General features: G+C 40.9%; 15 protein-coding genes and 1 other RNA gene. 6 read left to right on the top strand and 10 right to left on the bottom strand.

All coding sequences use genetic code 11. The features are described from left to right. Positions 1-11: 11 nt before the first annotated feature. Positions 12-482, bottom strand: a complete 471-nt coding sequence (locus I5349_RS00670) for a hypothetical protein (RefSeq protein WP_226388791.1) — start codon at positions 480-482, stop codon at positions 12-14. Between the two features lie 94 nt (positions 483-576). Between I5349_RS00670 and I5349_RS00665 the strand changes: the two genes are divergently transcribed. Beyond that, a complete protein-coding gene (locus I5349_RS00665) occupies positions 577-1632 on the top strand; it encodes an endonuclease/exonuclease/phosphatase family protein (protein ID WP_226388790.1) in 1056 nt (351 codons plus the stop codon). Here the strand turns inward: I5349_RS00665 and I5349_RS00660 are convergent. The 3 genes from I5349_RS00660 to I5349_RS00650 all read right to left on the bottom strand — a co-directional run bounded on the left by I5349_RS00660 (position 1629) and on the right by I5349_RS00650 (position 8707). After that, the gene (locus I5349_RS00660) at positions 1629-2897 is read right to left on the bottom strand and encodes a DUF4934 domain-containing protein (protein ID WP_226388789.1); all 1269 of its coding nucleotides are present in this window, start codon (positions 2895-2897) and stop codon (positions 1629-1631) included. The two genes, I5349_RS00665 and I5349_RS00660, sit on opposite strands and share 4 nt — an antisense overlap. A gap of 182 nt (positions 2898-3079) precedes the next feature. Continuing rightward, positions 3080-6184, bottom strand: a complete 3105-nt coding sequence (locus I5349_RS00655; protein ID WP_226388788.1) for a VPS10 domain-containing protein — start codon at positions 6182-6184, stop codon at positions 3080-3082. Between the two features lie 150 nt (positions 6185-6334). After that, a complete protein-coding gene (locus I5349_RS00650) occupies positions 6335-8707 on the bottom strand; it encodes a TonB-dependent receptor (RefSeq protein WP_226388787.1) in 2373 nt (790 codons plus the stop codon). A gap of 244 nt (positions 8708-8951) precedes the next feature. Between I5349_RS00650 and rnpB the strand changes: the two genes are divergently transcribed. After that, an RNA gene (gene rnpB / locus I5349_RS00645) (RNase P RNA component class A) lies at positions 8952-9334 on the top strand. 26 nt (positions 9335-9360) lie between these two features. Beyond that, positions 9361-10521 (top strand): sigma-54-dependent transcriptional regulator, encoded by a 1161-nt coding sequence (locus I5349_RS00640; protein WP_226388786.1) that lies wholly within the window; start codon positions 9361-9363, stop codon positions 10519-10521. 32 nt (positions 10522-10553) lie between these two features. Here the strand turns inward: I5349_RS00640 and I5349_RS14240 are convergent, their stop codons facing one another. Then, positions 10554-10679, bottom strand: coding sequence for a hypothetical protein (locus I5349_RS14240; RefSeq protein WP_262895340.1), 126 nt, complete (start codon positions 10677-10679; stop codon positions 10554-10556). Between the two features lie 46 nt (positions 10680-10725). Further along, positions 10726-11712, bottom strand: coding sequence for an acyl transferase (locus I5349_RS00635; protein WP_226388785.1), 987 nt, complete (start codon positions 11710-11712; stop codon positions 10726-10728). 87 nt (positions 11713-11799) lie between these two features. Here I5349_RS00635 and I5349_RS00630 point away from each other — a divergent pair, with 87 nt between their 5' ends. Next, the gene (locus I5349_RS00630) at positions 11800-12483 is read left to right on the top strand and encodes a hypothetical protein (protein WP_226388784.1); all 684 of its coding nucleotides are present in this window, start codon (positions 11800-11802) and stop codon (positions 12481-12483) included. 69 nt (positions 12484-12552) lie between these two features. On the opposite strand, the gene I5349_RS00625 is transcribed toward I5349_RS00630, so the two are convergent. Continuing rightward, positions 12553-14952 (bottom strand): alpha-ketoacid dehydrogenase subunit alpha/beta, encoded by a 2400-nt coding sequence (locus tag I5349_RS00625; protein ID WP_226388783.1) that lies wholly within the window; start codon positions 14950-14952, stop codon positions 12553-12555. Between the two features lie 315 nt (positions 14953-15267). Between I5349_RS00625 and ald the strand changes: the two genes are divergently transcribed. Continuing rightward, the gene (gene ald, locus I5349_RS00620) at positions 15268-16383 is read left to right on the top strand and encodes an alanine dehydrogenase (protein WP_226388782.1); all 1116 of its coding nucleotides are present in this window, start codon (positions 15268-15270) and stop codon (positions 16381-16383) included. An 85-nt stretch (positions 16384-16468) separates the two neighbouring features. On the opposite strand, the gene I5349_RS00615 is transcribed toward ald, so the two are convergent. After that, entirely contained in the window at positions 16469-16930 is a 462-nt protein-coding gene (locus I5349_RS00615) for a type I restriction enzyme HsdR N-terminal domain-containing protein (RefSeq protein ID WP_226388781.1), read from the bottom strand. Between the two features lie 74 nt (positions 16931-17004). On the opposite strand from I5349_RS00615, the gene I5349_RS00610 reads away from it, so the two are divergent. Then, on the top strand, positions 17005-18648 hold the full coding sequence (locus I5349_RS00610) for an amidohydrolase (RefSeq protein ID WP_226388780.1): 1644 nt from the start codon (positions 17005-17007) through the stop codon (positions 18646-18648). A gap of 55 nt (positions 18649-18703) precedes the next feature. Here I5349_RS00610 and I5349_RS00605 read toward each other — a convergent pair whose 3' ends face one another. Both I5349_RS00605 and I5349_RS00600 read right to left on the bottom strand, forming a co-directional pair. Then, the gene (locus I5349_RS00605; RefSeq protein WP_226388779.1) at positions 18704-19678 is read right to left on the bottom strand and encodes a ComEA family DNA-binding protein; all 975 of its coding nucleotides are present in this window, start codon (positions 19676-19678) and stop codon (positions 18704-18706) included. 161 nt (positions 19679-19839) lie between these two features. Beyond that, complete coding sequence (locus I5349_RS00600; RefSeq protein WP_226388778.1) at positions 19840-21729, bottom strand: sodium-dependent transporter; 1890 nt, start codon at positions 21727-21729, stop codon at positions 19840-19842. Positions 21730-21767: the final 38 nt, after the last annotated feature.

Below are 21767 nucleotides of genomic sequence, written 5' to 3'. Positions count from 1 at the left end.
CAAATCTGATATTAAAATACATCCAATAGGGTGATCTTTTGACCTCTAAACTCAAAAGTATCGCCCTTTTTCTTTTCTGCCATGGCTTCATAAATGGGAGACTGCGAGCTGATTGCAAAGTAGTTTTTACCCTCTACCGTGATACTTCCGATACTGATCGAGATGAAGTAGTTTTGCGCAGAAGTGACTACGACTGATCCCTGTGTCACTGTTTGATTGACCATGGTACTGCTGATTCTTTTGAGAACGGCCATATTTGAAAGGTGTTCATCTAATTTCTTAGCATACATGTCACGGTCTTGTTGCATTTGGGCTTTGAAGGATTCAAATTTCTCTTCTATCGCATTGTCTTGCTCATTAGCCGTGTCTTGTGCTTCTTTCATCGCTTCTCTAGCCGTAGTGATGAGGTCAGATTGCTTTTGCAGACACTGCTTCATGATCGCTTGTTTGATCGCGATTTTGCTTTCTCTTTCGTCTTCCATTGATATAAATTAAAAGGACACGTTTGAAACGTAAAATTCGTTGTTATGTTTGTAATGTTTTAAACAGCGGATAATCAAAAATTAATATCCAAAAATGAAGTTCATCACGAAGCTCACCCTTGTGGTCACTCTTTTGCTTTATGCAAGTGTACTTTTTTCACCTGCCAAACTCCCGCAAATCGGTTTGCTTCCATTTATGATAGCGCCAGCCTTAGCTTTTAATGCGCTACTCTTTTTGCTTTTGCTCTTTCGAAAAGACCGCCTATTTATTCTTCCAGCAGTAGTGCTGCTAATCGGCTACAAATTTATACTAATTACCTTTCAGTGGCATGCATCGGACAAAGATTTTGATGGATTAAAAGTCCTTAGCTATAACGTCAAGCGTTTTAACTTTGAGGTCAAGCAAGACGAATTCAAAAACCTCTCGATCAATAGCATCAAGTGGGTTGCTGATCATGAGGCAGATATCAAATGCATACAAGAGTTTTACACAGATAGTCGTAAGCCTAAGTTAGATGCCATCAAGCAAATCAACCAAAATGGCACCTACTATCACTACTATGAAGTCTATGCGGGTAGCTTGAGGGAGCAATCTTATGGGCAAGCGATCTTTAGCAGGTTTCCTATCATTGATCAGGGTAAAGTATTCGAGTCTGAGACTACCAATGGCGCCATCTATGCGGATGTCCAGACCGATCAAGGGATCGTGCGTGTGTATAACTTCCACTTAGAATCTATGAGTATCAACCCTGACAACTTTTCGGATATAGACCGTATCAAAGGCTCGCTAAAAGATACCTATAAGCGCCTCATTATAGGCCTACAAGCGAGGGCTAGTCAGATCGACTTGCTCCTAGACCATGCAGATCAATCACCCTATCCTGTGATCATGATGGGCGACTTGAATGATGTGCCTTATAGCTACACTTACTTTAGGTTAAAAAGTAAATTGGAAAATGCCTTTGAAAATGCAGGGAGAGGTTTTGGCTTTAGCTTTAATAATATCTTGGTCTTTCTGAGAATAGATAATCAGTTCTATACGCCTGACTTAGAAGTCAAAAACTTCCGTACACACAAAGAAGTGGACTATTCAGACCACTTCCCTATCTATGGTGAGTATCGCATCAAATCAGCTGAACCTGCTAATTAAAGTTTCTCATAAAAAACCAAAACTGGGTTAGATTCTTCTTCTGTATTTTGAATCATGTCATAAAGTGGAAAATATCTTTCCTTGTAAATGGCATTATTAAGAGAGTCTCTGGCTATAAGATCTCTTACAGCCTTGTAATTTTGCGGAAAAACTACTTTTATTAATTGATTCTCGTATGCATGATCAAACAGTAAGGGGGATAAGGTAGGATTAGGATGTACTATAAAAAAAGGATCATTTTTTATTAGCTTCACGACAGAAACTTCTTTACTTTCTTTATTATAAAAGTATGTAAATAAAAATTTTCTTTGTATATCTTCATCATATTTTGATGCTTGTATACATATAAACTTTCCTATATCCAAAAAATTACTAACTGGACTTATCATAGAAGTTCTGTATTCCTCTAAATTAATGATATCTTTATACGACATATTCTTATATTCAGCCACATTTTCTAGAAATCCATCTCCATAGTGAATTTGATACTTAGGGATCACCTGGTCACCTACTACATGATAAACTGTATCATTGATCGTCTCAAAAAAGTAGGAACTTCCATCCTCTGCCTTGGTTAGAAATGGCTTTACATCATAACAATTTCCAATATTGACTTTTTCATAGGGTAATAACTTGCTCACCAGTTCATTTTGATCATTGAAAACTAGCAATTTATAGTCCATCCCTTCTCCATAAGTGACGCATATAGGAGTGAATATGTAATGCCCTGCTGTAGCAAATATTTGAATCCCGTTTGTGTAGAAATTTTTCTTGTCTATGATGTTTCCTGTATTGACATCCAACTCTATGGACTTCAAACCTCCCGCATCAAAAAGTATGACCCGATCATCTACTAAATCAAAGTCGTTTAAATCTAAAAATTCATCCGGTCCTCCACCTTCATGATCAAACTTCCAAATCAAATTACCTTCCCAATCAAAGCAAAAGACTCCTTTAGAAATGCGGTTATCTAATACCAAGATATGTTTATCTGTGAATCGAAGCTTGTCCACTCTTCCGAGCAAAACCTCATCACTTAAAGGAATTACTTTAGTAATCTTGAAATGTTCGCTAAACTCAATGTCCTCAGCCTCATCATAATCAACTTCAATCAACTCTGGAACTTGCTTAACATAGCGAATTACTCCTTCATCCTTTTGCACTGCTTGTTTAGTAGGATCCATTGCTGTGTATTTAGTTTCCTTCTGACCACAGGCCAACAAAGTCACCAAACTAGCCAACAAAATACTTTGAATGTTCTTCATCAATCAATCTTCTAAAATCACTTAAAAACAATATTAAAAATACAATTACTAATAAAGAAATGAAAATGGGTAATTCATAGCTATTTTAAAAAATTCTACTTCATATTTTCTAATTTCTTGCTTCAATAAAAAAGAGGATGCCTTTCGACATCCTCTTTTTGTTGTATGAAAATAGCCGAGTGCTATTTCACTTCGATAGCTTCTATACCACTAGATTTGATAAGGGCATTGAATTTAGGGATCTCCGTGGACTTGATTTGCTTCCACTTAGCGATCTGCTCATCGATAGCCGCAGTAAGCTCTTGACGCACTTGCTCTGCTTGGTCTGTAGGTCTATATGATCCACTTCCAGCGATTGAAGTCAAGTGTGCTAACTTGTTATTAAGTCGGATTGGATAGTTAAGTGGATCTTGACCACTTCTGTTTTTGGTCTGATAGAGTGTCTCCTCCACTGCTGTCATGAGCGCATCTATTCGCTTAGCTTCATCTGCTACTGCTTTGGCGGCAGATTTTCCTTTAGCTTTTTCTACCCAGAAGTTGAGCTGCTCACGCGTCTCTCTGATAGCGATGATCGTCTCATGCGTCTCCGTCACTTTATCTCTCACAGCCAGTAAGAAATCCTTCTGTGCTACTAGGTCTGCATCAGTAGATGGATATCTAGGATCTTTCAGCACATCAAAAGTCTGCTCCATCGTCTGATCGCCTACTTTTATTTCAGCTTTATACGTGCCTGGAGCGATCTTAGGCCCTGTCAGTCTTGCTGCCCATAGGATCATCCCTTCAAAACCTTTAGCATCTGGATAGCGCAAGTTCCAGTTATAGGTATTGGCTCCTTTTTTAGCTTTAGTAGTGAAATCTCTTATCGTTTTACCTTCATTATCATAGAAAGTGATTTTGACATTGCCTGTTGGCTCATTAGCAAGGTAGTAATGTAAGTGAACGCCTGCTCCTCTATTTGTTCCAGCCGTCAAGGATGATCTGCTAAAGCCATCCATCAAGTAAGTTGGTGAGGGCTTATAGAAAATATTATCTCCCTTAGTACCAGCAGCGAGTTGTCTGATCACTGTCAGATCATCTATGATCCAGAAGCTTCTGCCTTGAGTAGCCGCGATGAGATTACCTTCTTTGATCGTCAAATCTGTGATCGGCACAATAGGTAAATTCTTTTGGAATGACTGCCAGCTAGCGCCATCATTATAAGAGATGTACATGCCAGTCTCTGTTCCAGCAAAGAGTAAACCCTTTTGCTCAGGATCAGCTCTGATCACTCTAGTAAAATGTCCCGGGTCGATGCCATTGACTATTTTAGTCCAAGTCTTTCCATAATCAGACGTCTTGTAGAGATATGGTCTGTAGTCTCCAGACTTGTACATTGTACCCGCTATGTATGCTCCTGCAGCATTATGCGGATCTGCTTCTAAACTGTTGATTTGAATCCACTCTGGCATGTCTTTAGGCGTGACATTTGTCCAATTCTTGCCTCCATCCTGAGTCACATGTACGAGTCCATCATCAGAACCAGTCCAGATCACACCTTCTTTTACGGGTGATTCCATGGCTGCAAAGATGGTCGCATAATACTCTACTGAAGTATTATCTTTAGTGATAGGTCCACCTGATGGTCCTAATTTAGAAGGATCGTTTCTAGTTAAGTCAGGGCTGATGATCTCCCAGCTTTGTCCTTCATTGGTCGTCACATGTACGTGATTAGACGTAGTATACAGTTTCTTTGGATTATGTGGCGAAAAGAAGATCGGGAAGTTCCACTGAAAGCGATACTTCATCCCCTCTGCTCCATGCCCCATTGGGTTATCTGGCCAGACGTTGATACTTCGGCTTTCTCCTGTTCGGTGGTTAACGCGTTCTAAAAGTCCGCCATAGTTACCACCATAGACGATGTCATTGTCCAATGGGTCTACCGCTAGCCAACCGCTTTCAGAACCAGCAGATGTTTCCCAGTCATTTTCAGTGATAGCACCTCCATCATTTCTATGGGCGATTCTCATAGTAGAATTATCCTGCTGCGCACCGTAGATTCTATAGGGGAAATGATTATCTGTAGTGACTCTGTAAAATTGCGCAGTTGGCTGATTCATATAAGTAGACCAATCTTGACCACCATTGAAAGAAACTTGTGCGCCTCCATCATCTGCGATGACCATGCGATTAGGATCTTCTGGCGCTATCCATAGATCATGGTGGTCACCATGAGGTGCATTGTTGCTAGAGAAAGTCCTCCCTCCATCAGTAGATTTGTGATAGCGCACATTGAGTACATAAACAGTATTTTCATCTTGCGTATCGGCATAGATTCTCGTATAGTACCAGGCTCTTTGTCTGAGGTTACGATCATCATTGGTTTTTCTCCAAGTCATCCCGCCATCATCTGATCTGAAAACGCCTCCCTCTAGACTTTCAGCAATGGCCCAAACTCGATTTGGATTTACCGGAGAAACTGTCACCCCGATAATCCCTAGTGTTCCCGTAGCAAAACCAGGGTTTTTAGAGATTTCCATCCATGTCTTACCAGCATCTGTACTTTTCCAAAGAGCAGAACCCTCTCCTCCACTTTCTAAGCTGTATGGAGTTCTTCTGATTCTCCAAGTACTTGCATAGAGTGTATTCGGATTGCTCGGATCTAAGATCAAGTCTACTGCTCCAGCATCTTCATTGGCAAAGTGTATTTTTGTCCAAGTTTCTCCTCCGTTGGTTGTTTTATACACGCCTCTTTCTTGTGTTCCTTTGAAAAGATCTCCCATCACTGCTACATAGACCGTATTTGGATCTGTCGGGTGAACACGAATTCTGGAGATATGACGTGAATTTTCAAGCCCTGTAGCCTTCCATGATTTACCTCCATCTGTAGATTTCCACATGCCATATCCATAGGATACGTTACCTCTTACCGTCTTTTCTCCACCCCCTACATAGATCACTGACGGATCACTTGGACTGACCGTCACAGCCCCGATTGATCCTCCAAAGTAGCCATCAGAGATATTGAACCATGTCTGTCCGCCATTTTCAGTTTTCCAGACACCTCCACCAGTAGCTCCAAAAAAGAAAGTATTGGGTTGGCCAGGGATGCCTGCTACCGCAGCAGATCTTCCTCCTCTAAATGGCCCTACTAAGCGCCACTCCACAGAAGCGTGAAGTTGGTCATCGACTACAGGAGTTGGTGCAGCTGGCGCTTGTCTGCGCTGTGCTTCCACACTTCCTAGTGTAAAAATCAAAAGGAGTAGCATGTATCCTAAACTACTCCAACTATCTCGTATGAATTTTCTCATAGTGTATTTGGTTGGTTGGATTGTAGATTAATGATACACAAGATTTATCTGGCTTACAAATGCTAGGTGACAAAAGGAAGTTTGGGGAGATGAACAGAAAAAAAGGGATACATCAGTGATACATCCCTTTCAAATTAAATCAGTAAACCCTTAAAACTTAATTTCAAATCCTGCAGTGATAAATCGAGGCAAGCCAACTCGGATACCCTGAGGTCTTCTCGTGCTGATGTAGCGCTCGTCTGTGAGATTTTTAACAGATACATTAAATGCTGTATTCCATTTCTCTACAAAATAGCTCGCTGTAGCATCTAATGTGAAATAAGCTGGCAACTCACCGATCTGACCATTGGCACTTGGAGTGACGGTATTAAGTTCGTCTGTGAACTGATCCCCCACATAAGTACCTGTAAGTCTAAGTCCAAAACCAGAAAGTGTCTCTACTGAAAGTGCTGATGAAAGAAATACTTGAGGTGCGTAAGGTGTGAAATTGCCACTGATATTGACAGGAGCATCTTCACCTGCGTCTATAAATCTATCTTCACTGTAGGTAGCTTCTACATAAGAGGCATTGATATCATAGATCAAGCTTGTCTTCTTCCAGCTAAATATTTTGCTAAAATCTACTGCTAACGCTGCCTCTAATCCTTGGTGTACTGTAGCACCACCATTGACCAAGCCAGTACCTAGTCCACCTGAAGACTCTGATACGGGGATTACCTGATTAGAGAAGTTCATGTAAAAACCAGTGATTTCTGCATAAACTCCAGATGTCACATCTGCTCTAAATCCAAGCTCATAGTTCCAACTTTTCTCAGCCTCCAAGTCTAGCGCATCACCAAGAGAGGTGATTGCATCTTTAGTTCTAGGAGGAGCAAATCCTCTATGCACGCCACCAAAAACAGTTGTTTTATCGAATACTTTGTAAGTGAACCCAAGGCCTGGGATGACTTCTGTTAGGCTTGAGTTATTGACCAAAATAGTATCCCTCACCCCTATACCAGGAAAGCTTCTTCTGAAGATATCTCTTTCATAATTAAAATTCTCCACACGTACACCTGCACTAACCATGAAGCGCTCAGAGAGATTAAACTTATTTTGTACATACGCACTCAGCGCATTGCCAGTACGCACTTCATCTTCCACTAAGTTGCCAGATGATACATTGAACTTCGTACCATTGACACGCTGCTCATAGGCTTTTTCATATAAGTAACGAACGCCTGTTTGAAGCTCATTAGAGAAGCCAAATAGATCATGTTGTACTTCTAGTCTAGGTTCGACACCCACTACCTCAAACTGTCTATTTCTATTCCCTGTGCTGTTGCGCATATAGATCGCACCACCTGGTATGTTTGTATCACCATATACTACACCTGTTGGATTAGCTGGAGGTGTACTCGCAAAGTCTTGTCTTCTCCAGTTACGCGTAGTCGTGTAAGCATAAGCTAGTGTTTTCAGCTTCACTCTATCATTGATTTTGTATTCATGAGTAGCACTCCCAGAGAATCGCTTTACATCAAGCTGGTCATCTGGCGCTATGCGCAAAAAGTCCATACCACCCATATCATACATCGACTGCGTCAAACCAATATAAGTAGAGTTAGACACTTCATTGTAAACGCCTAGCTTCAAACCTAGCGTAGATCTCTCTGTCAGCTCTTGCTTGAACTTCACATTGAAGTCATTGATTTGAAACTCTGTAGGACCTACTTCATCTGCTTGCTTGCGTAGGTAGTCTACTTGGATACCAGAATTACCAAAAGTATTTCCATAACTCAATAGTCCAGAGAAAAATCCACCCTGACCACCTTGCATGCGTACTTTGATTTCTTCTTCTTGAGGGGGATTGGCTGTCAGGTAGTTGATCACACCACCGATCGTCTGAGGACCATAAAGAATTTGTCCAGAACCCTTGAGTACTTCAATGCCTGACATCCTGTCTATAGCAGGTGAGTAGTACATCTCAGGCTCACCATAAGGAGCCAATGCTACCGGCACACCATCTTCCATCACGAGCACTGACCTGCTCCTATCTGGATCAAGTCCTCTGATACCGATATTGACACGCATGCCGAGACCTTCTTCATCGACTACATGCACACCAGCCACTCTTCTGAGCGCTTCATTACCACTGATCGGTTTGATTTTAGTGAGTTCCTCTCTGCTTACGTACCCTGCTGATCCTGGAACTTTAGTAAACATACGGTCTCTGTTTGCAAATACTGTGATTTGTGGAATTTCCGTCACTTCCTCCTCAAAAGCTATATTGAGATTTTGAGCTACTCCGTCTTTGATCGTTACCTTTTGAGTGATGCGCTTATACCCTAAAGCAGAGATAATCACTGTATACTCACCATCGGGCAAATCATAAATAATGAAAGAACCATCTTCTTCCGTGAATGCACCTTTGTAGGTACCCTCTACCATCACATTGGCAAAAGCTACTGGCTCTTGATTGACAGACAGAATAGTACCTTTGATTGCTGGCTTATCATCCTTCGCAAATGATATTGTTTGTAACATCAATAATGTAACTATCAGGACAGCGCTAAACTTGAGCATTCGTATATTTTGAAACATATTTATTAAGACTGGTTTTAAATAATGCTGCAAGATTAGACTCTATTTAAATTAAATCCAAATAAGCCTAAATAATTTTTGATAGATAATCTGTATCAGATAGTATGACTGATAGCATTCTTTTTATCTCGATGATTGTAGAAAATCTTTCATGGGCGATAATTCCCTAAAAATGTGTAAAATTGCGCATGCAAGTCGGCTTATCGCTGTCCGCAACAATGCAGAAAGAGGAAAGTCCGGGCAACATAGAGCACCATACTTCCTAACGGGAAGGCTCTCGTAAGAGAGACAGCTAGTGCCACAGAAAATATACCGCCTCGCTCGCGAGGTAAGGGTGAAAAGGTGGGGTAAGAGCTCACCGCGCTGGTGGCGACATCAGTGGCAGGGTAAACCTTATGGGTTGAAAGATCAAATAGGTTTCGTTTTGAGGGAAACCTCACAGAGGCTGCTCGTCTCTGCTACGAAATGGGTAGATCGATAGATCCTGTCTGTGAAGGCAGGGCTAGATAAATGATAAGCAAGCTTACACAGGTAAGTGAACAGAACCCGGCTTATAGACTTGCATCTTTTTATGTTTTTCAAAACCAATCGATAAAATGGCAAAAATCTTAATCGTAGATGACGAAAAGAGCATCCGAATGACGCTCAAAGAAATCTTAGAATACGAAAAATACACGATCACAGAAGCTAAAGATGGTGAAGAGGGCTTTGACCTGATCATGAAAGAAGACTTTGACCTAGTACTATGTGATGTGAAAATGCCTAAGATGGATGGTATCGAAGTCTTAGAAAAGAGCATGGAAGCTGGTAAGTCAGCTCAGTTTATCATGATCTCTGCTCATGGCACGATCGAAACAGCCGTAGAAGCTACTAAGAAAGGTGCTTTTGATTTCGTCCCTAAGCCACCTGATCTCAATAGGCTATTACTGACTGTTCGCAATGCTCTAGATAAGTCAAATCTGGTAACTGAGACGAAAGTCCTCAAAAAGAAACTTAGTAAAAAGCTCGATATCGTAGGTGAGTCTACACCCATCGTACAGCTTAAGGATACAATCGAAAAAGTCGCTCCCACCGAAGCACGCGTACTCATCACTGGACCAAACGGTACTGGTAAGGAGTTAGTAGCTCACTGGCTGCATCAAAAAAGTAACCGCTCAGATGCTCCATTCATAGCAGTCAACTGCGCAGCTATACCTGCTGATCTGATAGAAAGTGAGCTATTTGGTCATGAAAAAGGCGCTTTTACTTCTGCTGTGAAGCAACGTCAAGGTAAATTTGAACAGGCAATAGGCGGAACACTTTTCCTCGATGAGATCGGAGACATGAGCCTCTCTGCTCAAGCCAAAGTGCTTAGAGCGCTACAAGAAAGTAAAATCAGTCGTGTAGGCGGAGACAAAGACATCAAAGTAGATGTGCGTGTAGTCGCAGCGACTAATAAGGATCTCAAAAAGGAAATTGCTGAAAATAAATTCAGGGAAGACTTATACCATCGTCTTAGTGTGATCTTGATTGAAGTCCCGGCTCTTAAGGAGAGAAAAGATGACATTCCGCTATTGGTGAATAGATTTTTAGAGGATATTGCGGGAGAATATGGTACTAGCAAAAAGGAGATAGAGCAGGATGCTATCAAGCTCCTACAAGAGTTTGAATGGACTGGAAATATCAGAGAACTGAGAAACGTGGTAGAAAGACTCGTCATCTTGGGAGGTCAAAAAATCTCTAAAAATGATGTCGAGCGATTTGGAAACTATAAGTAAAGAAAAAGCCGAGTGAAGACTCGGCTTTCTATTTATACCTTTTTGTCAGTGGTTGTGATGTCTGTCTTGCTGTAAGCCGGACATGGCTTAGAAGAAGCACATGACCCTAAGATCAAGATCCCCATTCCAAGTGCTACTATTGATAATATTTTTTTCATTGTGGTTATTCTTTTTTAAAATCGTTCGAAATATATAAAATGAAACTCAAAGCACCAATAAATTGCAGCCTCTAATATCTGCTTGGTCAAACCTCCCTAGTACTTCAAAGTACTGACTATCATGCTTCATGCCTATATCTTGTGTTTCTATAAAGGCACAACTTTGAACATTCCCCAAGTCTATTACATTGATCCCTCCTTTTTTTGTTTCACTCATATACGTAAAAGGATCGTTGATATCACGAATAAGAACGTTAAAACTTGAAGAAATTTTAAATAAACCCTCTCCAGATGAATAGGACTGCGAAAATAATTCTGTCATCCCATACTCTGAATGAATACTTTTAACACGAAAAGCACTTTTTAGCTGTTCATGAAGTTCAAATCTAGTCAGCTCTTTACGCCTACCTTTCATTCCACCTGTCTCCATGATGACTATATCAGACAGGTTAATTTCCTGATGTTCTGCTAGATCTAATAACGCAAAACTCACCCCAATCAATAAAGTTTTATGTCCTAAAAATTTATTTTTTTCGATTTGTTGGATAAGTGCTTTGAGATCATTGAGGTAAAACCCTCCAGTAGACTGCCCACTCTCTTTGATGAAGTAGTCTACCATGGCCACGAGAGAGGAATTGTTCCTTTCAAGATATGAAGGCAAGAGCGCCAAAATACTCCAATCTTGAAGTGGACCATAAGATTCCTCAAACAACTTCTGGGTTAGTTTTTGATAAAAATCTAAATCGGCTACTTTGTGCCTGCTTGTTTGTGCGCCTGTCGTTCCGCTACTTTCAAATGTAGCCACAGCCTCAAAATGGCCAGATACTACATCTTGAGATTTGAAAAAAGCAATCGGCAAAAATGGAATATCCGTAAGCTGCTTCACTTGTTGGATATCTCTACCGAGAGCATCCAAGTACCTTTTATAGACGCTATTATGTTTCGCCTGCCAAGCAAATAGTGTGAGTGCCATCTCCTCAAAATCAAACTGACCTGAAAGCAACTTTTGCTTAAAACTTTTGACAAAATCCATTCGTTATTAACTTGATTTAACTGAAATGTGCTTGAAAGCTGGCAAAGCAGTGAAATTTTACGAAATTGCAATAAATCGCTCATCGATATGACGCTCAAATATATCAAATTTTTCATCCTTGGATTGGCATTTATGAGCTTTTTAGCTTGTAATAGACCTCCTGATGACTTTCCTTCTGTACCTGAGATCTCTTGGGACAAAGTAGAGTTCAAAGAAGTCAATGGACCAGACTCCCTTGTAGTCACTATTAATTTCAAAGATGCGGAAGGTGATCTAGGGCTTAGAGGAAATGAGCAAAACCCACCTTTTCAGCCTTTTGACTTTGTGAGGGATAATCTTGGGCAGTTTATCAATTATAGCAACGATCCAGCTTTCCCACCTTATAATCCATTAGACTGGGTCATCGTTGAAAATAGGAATGCCACTGAAGAGAGTGCTAGGTTTGACACACTTTTAGTAGAAAGAAATCCAAATCACTTCAATATTTCTGTAAAGTTCTTTGTTAAGCAAAACGGTGCTTACAATGAATTTAGATGGGAAGATGCTCCATTCTACACCACTTTCAATGGAAGATTTCCTATACTCAACACGAGTGATCGTGCGAGACCGCTCGAAGGAAAAATACGCTACGGAATGCTTTCCTCTGGCTGGCTTCCAATCTTCAGAACAGATACTATCCGTCTAGAAGTCCAGATCAAAGACAGAGCGCTCAATCAAAGCAATGTCGCTGTGAGTGAGGATTTCACACTACAAGGCGTCAGGGTCGATTAAAAAAATATTTAATTAAAAAAATGGCTTTCTTCATCAGAAAGCCATTTTCATTTTATCTAATCAAACTTTTTAGAAAATCGCTGGATAGCTTTTTGGATCTACCTCATGCATCATGGCATAGATCTTTTCTACTACATCATCCACACTAGGTTTAGAGAAGTAGTCTCCATCAGATGAGTAGGCTGGTCTGTGCTCTTGGGCACTGATTGTAAGCGGCTGACTATCTAAGTGGAAATAGGCATTTTGCTCCTCTACTACTTTTTGCATCATATAGGCTGAAGCTCCTCCTGGTACATCTTCGTCTGCAAAAACTACACGGTTAGTCTTCTTGATAGACTCTACGATCATGTGATCCACATCAAATGGTAGTAAAGACTGTACATCTATCACCTCTACAGAGATACCCATATCATCTAAAACACTAGCTGCATCCATGATGATACGACACATCGATCCGTAAGTGACCACTGTGACATCAGTGCCCTCACGAAGCACTTCAGGCTTTCCTAGTGGCACTGTAAACTCTCCTATATTTGTAGGAATTCTCTCCTTTAGTCTATAGCCATTAAGACATTCGATGATAAGTGCAGGCTCGTCAGACTGCAGCATGGTATTGTAAAAACCTGCCGCTTGTGTCATATCTCTCGGAACCAACACATGTACCCCTCTGATGCTATTGAGGATCATACCTATCGGTGAACCAGAGTGCCAAACACCTTCTAGTCTATGTCCTCTCGTACGGATAATGACAGGAGCTTTTTGGCCTCCTTTGGTTCTATACTGTAGACAAGCTAAATCATCTGACATGATCTGGATTGCATAGAGCAAATAATCCAAATATTGAATCTCTGCGATCGGTCTAAGACCTCTCATCGCAGCACCAATCCCTTGACCAAGGATGGTACATTCTCTGATACCAGTATCTGTCACACGAAGTTCACCATGCTTCTCTTGAAGTCCTGCAAAAGCTTGATTGACATCTCCTATCTTACCGACATCCTCTCCAAAAGCGAAGACTCTAGGATCTCTTGAAAGCGCTGCATCAAAGCAAGCTTGTAGCACTTCTCTTCCGTCTACTTGCTTAGCATCCTCGTCAAATACGGGCTTGACTTCCGCTACTTTCAAAGCTGACTGTTCAGATTGACTGTATAAATACGAATTATATTTATCGAAATTTTTCTCTTGTTGTGCCTCATACCAAGCTACCAAGGCTGTCTTGGCAGAACCAGCCTCAAATCTGAGTAGTCTAATTACTTGGCGAACAGCACTGATGACATCCTTTCTGATGGGATTCATCTCTCCTGCTAATTTGGTCGCGATCTCTTCGATAGCTTCTTTTCTATTGCTTTCAGCTGCTACAGCTTGGATGAGTGCTACTGCTTCTTTTTGTTCTGCCTTGATCTCCCCTACGAAAGCCTTCCAAGCAGCATCTTTGGCATCCTTAGCATCCTTAGCGGCTTGCTGCTCTACTGCATCTAGCTCTTCCTTAGTCGCCATCCCTTCACGGATGATCCATGCTTTCATTTGCTCTACACAGTCATATTCAGCTTCCCAAGCCAGTCTTTCCTTAGACTTGTATCGCTCATGCGAACCAGATGTAGAGTGACCCTGAGGCTGTGTCAATTGCACCACGTGAACCAATACAGGTACATGTTCCTCACGCGCTATTTTAGCTGCTTTTTGGTAGGCCTCTACTAAAGCTAGGTAGTCCCAACCATTGACTACGATGATCTCATAGCCCTTTTGCTCTTTATTTCTTTGAAAACCTTTGAGAATTTCTGAGATACTTCCTTTGGTTGTGTGGTATTCCTTGGGTACCGAGATACCATACTCATCATCCCAGACGGAAACAACCATCGGTACTTGAAGTACACCACCGGCATTGACCGCTTCAAAAAACATCCCTTCGGAAGTAGAAGCATTACCAATAGTTCCCCATGCTACCTCATTTCCTTTGATACTGAAATCTTTTAAATCCTTAAGTTTTGGATTGTTGCGATAAAGCTTAGAAGCATAGGCCAAACCAACCAATCTTGGCATTTGTGAGGCTGTAGGGGAAACATCAGAAGTAGAATTTTTCTGAGCCGTTTGCGCCTTCCAGTTACCTTGGTCATCGAGGTATCTCGTTCCAAAGTGTCCATTCATCAAGCGACCTGCTGAAGCTGGCTCATCTGTCACGCTAGTATGTGCATAGAGTTGTGCAAAATACTGCTGTACAGTAAGCTCTCCTATAGCAAACATGAAAGTCTGATCTCTGTAATATCCAGACCTAAAATCTCCCTTTTGAAAAGCTTTAGCCATAGCGATTTGCGCCACTTCCTTTCCATCTCCAAAGATTCCAAACTTAGCTTTACCCATAAAAACCTCTTTACGTCCCATGAGAGAAGCTTGACGGCTTTCTTGCGCTAGCTTATAATCTGCTAAAACTGCTGCTTTGTTAAGTATCGATTTAGTTTTTGTAGCACTCACTATCCTATAATTTAATATCTATAAATGTTTTTGGGTTTATTCGCTTTTAAAGCAGTCCAAAAATAACGAAAAATATAAGGCTTGCAAACCTTTGAAATAAAGAAAATTTATAATGACCCAAATAATAGTCTGCCTGAAGACTCTTTCAATGCTTATATCAAAATTTTATTTCTTATTCATATCAGTGATTGACCTACTTAGGCTTTGATTTATAGGGGGGTCAGACTAAAAACAGAATAAAATCAGAGGGCACATTAATATTTGGAATAGCTTACTATATTTGCGCTGAGTTTCAAAAACCCAAATATTGATACCATGATAATAGGTGTTCCAAAGGAAATAAAAAACAATGAAAACCGTGTGGCTTTGACGCCAGCGGGTGCCAAAGAACTCGTTAAAAGAGGGCATATCGTCTATGTACAATCAACTGCTGGTGAAGGTAGTGGCTTTCCTGACCAAGAATATTTGGTAGCAGGTGCTGAGATACTTCCTACGATCGAGGCTGTCTATGATGCTGCTGAGATGATCATGAAGGTAAAGGAGCCAATCGCTCCAGAATACAACCTGATAAAGAAAGATCAATTACTTTTCACTTATTTCCACTTTGCTTCTTATCAGCCACTCACTGAGGCGATGATCAGCAATAAATCTGTATGCCTTGCTTATGAAACTGTAGAGAAAACAGACAGAAGTCTTCCACTACTAGTACCTATGTCAGAAGTAGCTGGTAGAATGTCTGTGCAAAAAGGTGCTAACTATCTAGAGAAGCCTCTCAAGGGTAGAGGTATCCTATTAGGTGGTGTACCAGGAGTACTTCCAGCTAAAGTTTTGATCCTAGGGGGTGGTATCGTAGGTACTCAGGCTGCTTGGATGGCTGCTGGTCTAGGTGCAGATGTGACGATCATGGATATCTCACTTGCCAGACTTCGCTACTTAGCAGATGTCATGCCGGCAAACGTCAAGACGATGATGTCTAACGAGTATAACATCAGAGAACTAATCAAAGAAGCTGATTTGATCATCGGTGCGGTTTTGATCCCAGGAGCTAAAGCCCCTCACTTGATCACTAGAGATATGCTAAAAGACATGAGACCTGGTACTGTACTCGTGGACGTAGCTGTAGATCAAGGTGGTTGTATCGAAACTTGTACGCCTACTACACATGAAAACCCTACTTTCATCATAGATGATGTAGTCCACTACTGTGTAGCTAACATGCCAGGTGCGGTACCTTTCACTTCAACACTTGCGCTGACAAATGCAACACTTCCATATGCCATTCAACTTGCAGATAAAGGCTGGAAGAAAGCTTGCCAAGACAACAAAGAACTAGCCCTAGGTCTCAATGTGATCAATGGAGATGTAGTTTACAAAGGTGTAGCGGATGCATTTAACCTTCCGTATGTACCTGTAGAGAAATACTTGGCTTAATTGCTAAGCACATTATAATTACAATAGAAAAGCAGGACATGATCCTGCTTTTCTATTGTAAAAAAAACTAAGCTTTTATCTCTACTCATTCCTCGTCAAAAGCTGGAATAGTTTGAAGCTGTCGATAACTCTTGTCATCTGCATGATAGGCTAAACAAATCGTTTGTAGTCCATTTGTCAAAACTAAGTATTTCGCCTCTTTTATTTTATTGTAGATACAGGCCTGCTCTACAGTTTTTTGGCTCAACTTGACCTCAGGCGCTTTACATTCTACTAATAGATAGGGATTGCCATTTCTATCTGAAACAAGAATATCTGTTCGCTTTTGACGCGCATTATATTTCAATCCTTTTTCTACAGTAAATAGTGCTTTGGGATAATTGAGCTGATCGATCAAATAAGCTACTACATGCTGCCGCACCCATTCCTCGGGAGTCAGCCAAATCATCTTCTTTCGGATGCGATCAAAGACTTGCCATCCTCCTTCCGCAGCTTCAATTCTCAATGCTGTCTGGGGAAACTGAAGTCTTTCCAAACCATCTATCATAATTTCTTAACAAACATTAAATTTATTCCTAAATTGGTGCTTTAGATAAGCTCAAACGAAATATTTCAAAAAACATGAAATTCAATTCTATTATCCGATCACTCATTTTGCTCGCTACCACCGCTTTTGTTTTCGCTTGTGGCAGTAAAGAAGAAGTAGATCTCATTGTCTTCAATGCCAACGTCTACACAGTAGATGGAGACTTTAGCAAAGCTACAGCTTTTGCTGTGAAAGATGGAAAGTTTGTCGCTGTAGGAAATGATACAGACATTCTATTGGCCTACAAGGCTACTGATGAAGTCGATGCAGAAGGCAGCCCCATATATCCTGGATTGATTGACGGACATGCACACTTTTACCGCTATGGATTAGGCTTAGCTTATGCTGACTTGGGATTTACTAAATCTTTCGATGAGCTAGTCGCTAGAGTGATTGCTCACAGAGAAAAATACCCTGATGCACCATGGATCATTGGTAGAGGTTGGGATCAAAACGCTTGGCCAGGTCAGGCATTTCCAAAAAAGGATACTTTTGACATCCTTTTTCCTGACACTCCCCTTTTACTTACTAGAGTAGATGGGCATGCTGCCTTAGCGAATAGTGCAGCACTCAAACTAGGTGGAGTCACCGCTCAGACAAAAATGATTGGCGGGAAAGTAATCGTAGAAAACAATGAGCCTACAGGCGTCTTGGTAGATAATGCTATTGACCTCGTATCAGAGCAAATCCCAGAGCCAGACACACAAGAATCTGTTCGTGCGCTACTGATGGCTCAAGAAAACTGTTTCCGTGTAGGACTTACCACAGTGGTAGATGCAGGATTAGACAGAAGCACTATAGAGTTGATGGACTCTCTGCACAAAGCTGGCAGCTTCAAGATGCGTATCTATGCTATGATCAACCCAACTCAGGAAAATAAAGATTACTATTTCAAAAACGGTCATTATATCACAGATCAACTGACCGTCAGAAGCTTTAAAATATACGGAGATGGTGCTTTGGGTTCTAGAGGAGCAAGTCTTTTAGCACCATATCATGATGATCCAGACAATAGCGGTTTTCTACTAAGCGAACCAGAAACTTTTGAGTCGCTTGCCAATGAAATGTATGCAAATGGCTTCCAAATGAATACGCACTGTATTGGAGATTCTGCCAATAGAACACTTCTTGACATTTATGGACGAGTGCTTAAAGGCAAAAATGATCTCAGATGGAGAATAGAACATGCGCAAATCGTGACTAGGGCGGATATTGATAAATTTGCAGCGTATAGCATCATCCCATCAGTGCAGCCAACTCATGCTACTTCAGACATGTATTGGGCTGAAGATAGACTAGGACCAGACAGAATCAAGACAGCCTATACATTTAAGGATCTTTTAGATCAAAATGGCACGATTGCACTCGGAAGTGATTTTCCAGTAGAAGACATCAATCCGATGTATGGTTTTCACTCAGCTGTAGCACGTAGAGATGCTAAAAATTGGCCTGAAGAAGGTTTCCAAATGGAAAATAAACTAAGCAGAGAAGAAGCCCTAAAAGGCACTACGATCTGGGCTGCTCACGCCAATTTTGAAGAAGATAAAAAAGGTAGCATCGAAGTCGGTAAGCTTGCAGACTTTGTGATCTTCCAAGAAGATATCATGGAGTTGGCATATGAAAAGCTGAGAGATGCCAAAGTAAAAAACACTTATGTCTCAGGACAGCGTGTTTACTAGAACATGAGCAAATTCTAAAACTTTAGACAAGCCGAGCCAGATGAGTTCGGCTTGTTTATTTAAAGGATAAGTAAGGCGCTATCATCCCTACCAAGTCCTTCTTGATCACTTTGATATTTAATAAATCATCAGCATCCCGATAGGCTCCATGCTGCTCTCTATAGGCTACTAGGATGTTGGCTAGCTTGTAGGTAATGTATGGATGCTTGGCAAGCTCCTCAGCAGTAGCTAGATTGATATTGATTTGCTTAGGTTCAAATCCATCTTCGATGTAAAATCGCTCCAAAAGTGCTTCCTTGACATCTTCTCTCAGACCATAAATCTCCTCTAACTGCTCTTCACGAATGAAGCCTCCCATAGACTCCCTATACTTTATGATCCTACTTGAAAGCGCAGGGCCGATTCCACGCACGGAGGTGAGGGATAAACTATCCGCCTCATTGAGACTCATGGTAGTCACAAAAGCTTCGATCTTTTTTGGCTGAGGAGGGGGCGTATATGCTGTATCTCTTTGATAGGTAGGTACTTGTTTTATCGATCTACGATCCGCTTGAAATTTCTTGGATGTATTTTGCTCTGGTATCACTATATAGTCTTCTAGCTTATCATAGAGCGCTTCACTCATTCCATAGACCTTTTGCAAGTCCTCCTTTTCTCTAAATTCTCCTCCTTTATTTCTAAAATTAATCAGTGTTTGAGAGAGCTTGTCTGAAAAACCTAGGCTGATCAGTTCTTCCTTGCTGACCATATTCGGATCAAAATTAAAGTATGCGACTTCCACTTCAGTTTTTTGCTCTTGATTAGCTTGATTAGACTTTGGAGGATAAAGCGCATTCCATTGATCAATCATTGCCATTTGAGTTTCTGAAGCTGGGAGCTTGACTGTATGAAACCCAAACATCAAATCCTGTAAATAAAAAAAAGACCCACAGAGTATAACCATCAAAAACATGATGACGATGACTCCATTGGTCTCTCTTTTGGTAAAACCAAAATAGTTTCGAATATAATATCTCAGTCTATTCAGCATTTATATCATTTTACAAATACCAAATATGAATATATAAAATCCTATTTATTCATCCAAATCGTCTTCCTTCAGTGGTGTCTTTAGCACTTTGTAGAAAAAATACAACGTCACTCCTGTAAAGAGTACTTGTACTGTAATCATCGTGATGAGCGCACTTGTCGTCATATCGTTTGAGATTTAAGTCGTTTGTTACTAGCAATATATACTAGTACTGCTAGGAAAATGAATAAGGCCAAAAGTACCAGTTTTGCCATGTCTGTGTAAAAGACGTCATTGATGAAGTCTCCTTCAGCGATAGGCTGACCAAGTACCACCTGATCACCTTCTTCTACGAGTAGCTTAGAGTCAACTGGCAGCTTGACTAGCTTATCAATGATCAACGAATCAAAGGCCATAGCATCTCCTGACTGATTTCGCAATATCTGCCCTTTACTATTCTTAAAATAAGTCTGCATATGCCCAATTGGTACTTCCCATTTATTCTCCTCAGAGATGAGCAACGTACCAACAGTACCTGAAATATCCGCTTCTTTGATTTCTGAAAAATAACTTTCATTCGCAAGCACATCCATATTGGTGATCTTGCCTATGATACTTGAAGCGTCAAGTTGCCAATCACCCGAAAGTGCCCTTCCCCAGTCATTATCCTTTGGTGTGACTAGCGAAGTGATGAAAATAACTAATAGTAAAAGTGGTGTTACGTATTTTAAGATTGGCTTATAGATACTCGGGATTTTGATGTCTGACCCTCTATTGAGTTCATCCCATCCATTATTTATACCAAATATGTAAGCAAAAATAATACTTTCTGCTAAGGCAAATACTACAAGGGAGACCGTACCCGCCCAATAATCATACTGATCAAAATAGCCCTGCGTATAAAATAATACAGTTGGTAAACCTACCAGAAGCACAATCCCGCCAAATGACCAAGCAGCTTTCTTTTTTGAAAAATTAAACTCATCCTCCATGAAGCCTATCCAAGGGGTTCCCATGGCTAAAGAAGAGGTAATCCCCGCAAAGAAAAGTAAACCAAACCAAAATACCCCAGCTAAAGTACCCATTAGATCTCCCCACTGAGCAAAAAGGTATGGCATAGTCTGAAAGGCCATAGCAAATCCAGCATTTTCTTTAACCCAATCCAAGCCTAAGTAACCTACAGCTATAGGAATCACTATCGAAGCGCCAAGGACTACTTCTACGAAGCCATTCATCCAGCCAGCTGACATGGCATTGAGTGCGATATCATCTTTAGACCGTACATAAGAAGCATAACAGTGGATAGTCCCCATCCCTACAGAAAGTGTGAAAAAGATCTGTCCTGCAGCAGCAAGCCACACTTTAGGATCTGTCAAACTTTCAAATCTAGGCTCCCATAGGAAATTGAGTCCTAAGAAAGCATCACAATCTGTACAGCCATCAGGCGCTCCACTTGTCCCGAGCGTAATCCCTCTAAATGCTAGGAACCCTCCAAACAAAATCAATAATGGCATACCTATTTTAGCGACCTTTTCTACGCCTCCGCTAAGCCCCTTACTGAGTATGTAAGTATTGAGTACGAGACAAAGGATATAAAATAGAATAGACTCAAAAGGGATTCCAGTAGTCGATTTCCCGATAGCCACATAGTCATTGAAGAACATGGCGATCTCTCCCTGACTCTTGCCACTAAATGACTGTATGACAGAGTGATAAACATATGAAAGTGTCCAAGACTCTATGTAGCAATAATAAGCTGCTACAGCCACATTAGTAAAGATACCAAACACTCCGAAATACTTCCAGAAGCGTCTTTTGGTCATATTATCCAGAATGAAAGGTGTGGAGTGATTGCCAAATCTTCCTCCAAATCTACCCATAGACCACTCTATCCAGAGCAATGGAATACCCATCACTAAAAAGCAAACGAGATATGGGATGATGAAAGCTCCTCCGCCATTTTGTACCGCTTGTACGGGGAATCTGAGAAAATTTCCTAAACCAACGGCATTCCCTGCCATGGCTAAAATGAGTCCTACCCTAGAACCCCAAGAATCAGTTTGTTGTGCCATTTTTACTATCTAGAAAAGCAAGCGATTTTGTCTCTTTG

It is taken from the genome of Penaeicola halotolerans (genome assembly GCF_016464625.1).
Lineage (GTDB): Bacteria > Bacteroidota > Bacteroidia > Cytophagales > Cyclobacteriaceae > Penaeicola > Penaeicola halotolerans.
Note: the sequence above shows the minus strand (reverse complement) of the source record. Positions and strands in the feature narration are given on the sequence as shown.

What these genes read in the sequence shown, in the direction of transcription:
- I5349_RS00630 (WP_226388784.1), top strand. Translation starts at nt 11,800, where the DNA reads ATGACGCTCAAATATATCAAATTTTTCATCCTTGGATTGGCATTTATG.
- I5349_RS14240 (WP_262895340.1), bottom strand. Translation starts at nt 10,679, where the DNA reads ATGAAAAAAATATTATCAATAGTAGCACTTGGAATGGGGATCTTGATC.
- I5349_RS00615 (WP_226388781.1), bottom strand. Translation starts at nt 16,930, where the DNA reads ATGATAGATGGTTTGGAAAGACTTCAGTTTCCCCAGACAGCATTGAGA.
- I5349_RS00660 (WP_226388789.1), bottom strand. Translation starts at nt 2,897, where the DNA reads ATGAAGAACATTCAAAGTATTTTGTTGGCTAGTTTGGTGACTTTGTTG.
- I5349_RS00640 (WP_226388786.1), top strand. Translation starts at nt 9,361, where the DNA reads ATGGCAAAAATCTTAATCGTAGATGACGAAAAGAGCATCCGAATGACG.
- I5349_RS00670 (WP_226388791.1), bottom strand. Translation starts at nt 482, where the DNA reads ATGGAAGACGAAAGAGAAAGCAAAATCGCGATCAAACAAGCGATCATG.
- I5349_RS00600 (WP_226388778.1), bottom strand. Translation starts at nt 21,729, where the DNA reads ATGGCACAACAAACTGATTCTTGGGGTTCTAGGGTAGGACTCATTTTA.
- I5349_RS00635 (WP_226388785.1), bottom strand. Translation starts at nt 11,712, where the DNA reads ATGGATTTTGTCAAAAGTTTTAAGCAAAAGTTGCTTTCAGGTCAGTTT.
- I5349_RS00605 (WP_226388779.1), bottom strand. Translation starts at nt 19,678, where the DNA reads ATGCTGAATAGACTGAGATATTATATTCGAAACTATTTTGGTTTTACC.
- I5349_RS00650 (WP_226388787.1), bottom strand. Translation starts at nt 8,707, where the DNA reads ATGTTACAAACAATATCATTTGCGAAGGATGATAAGCCAGCAATCAAA.
- ald (WP_226388782.1), top strand. Translation starts at nt 15,268, where the DNA reads ATGATAATAGGTGTTCCAAAGGAAATAAAAAACAATGAAAACCGTGTG.
- I5349_RS00610 (WP_226388780.1), top strand. Translation starts at nt 17,005, where the DNA reads ATGAAATTCAATTCTATTATCCGATCACTCATTTTGCTCGCTACCACC.
- I5349_RS00655 (WP_226388788.1), bottom strand. Translation starts at nt 6,184, where the DNA reads ATGAGAAAATTCATACGAGATAGTTGGAGTAGTTTAGGATACATGCTA.
- I5349_RS00665 (WP_226388790.1), top strand. Translation starts at nt 577, where the DNA reads ATGAAGTTCATCACGAAGCTCACCCTTGTGGTCACTCTTTTGCTTTAT.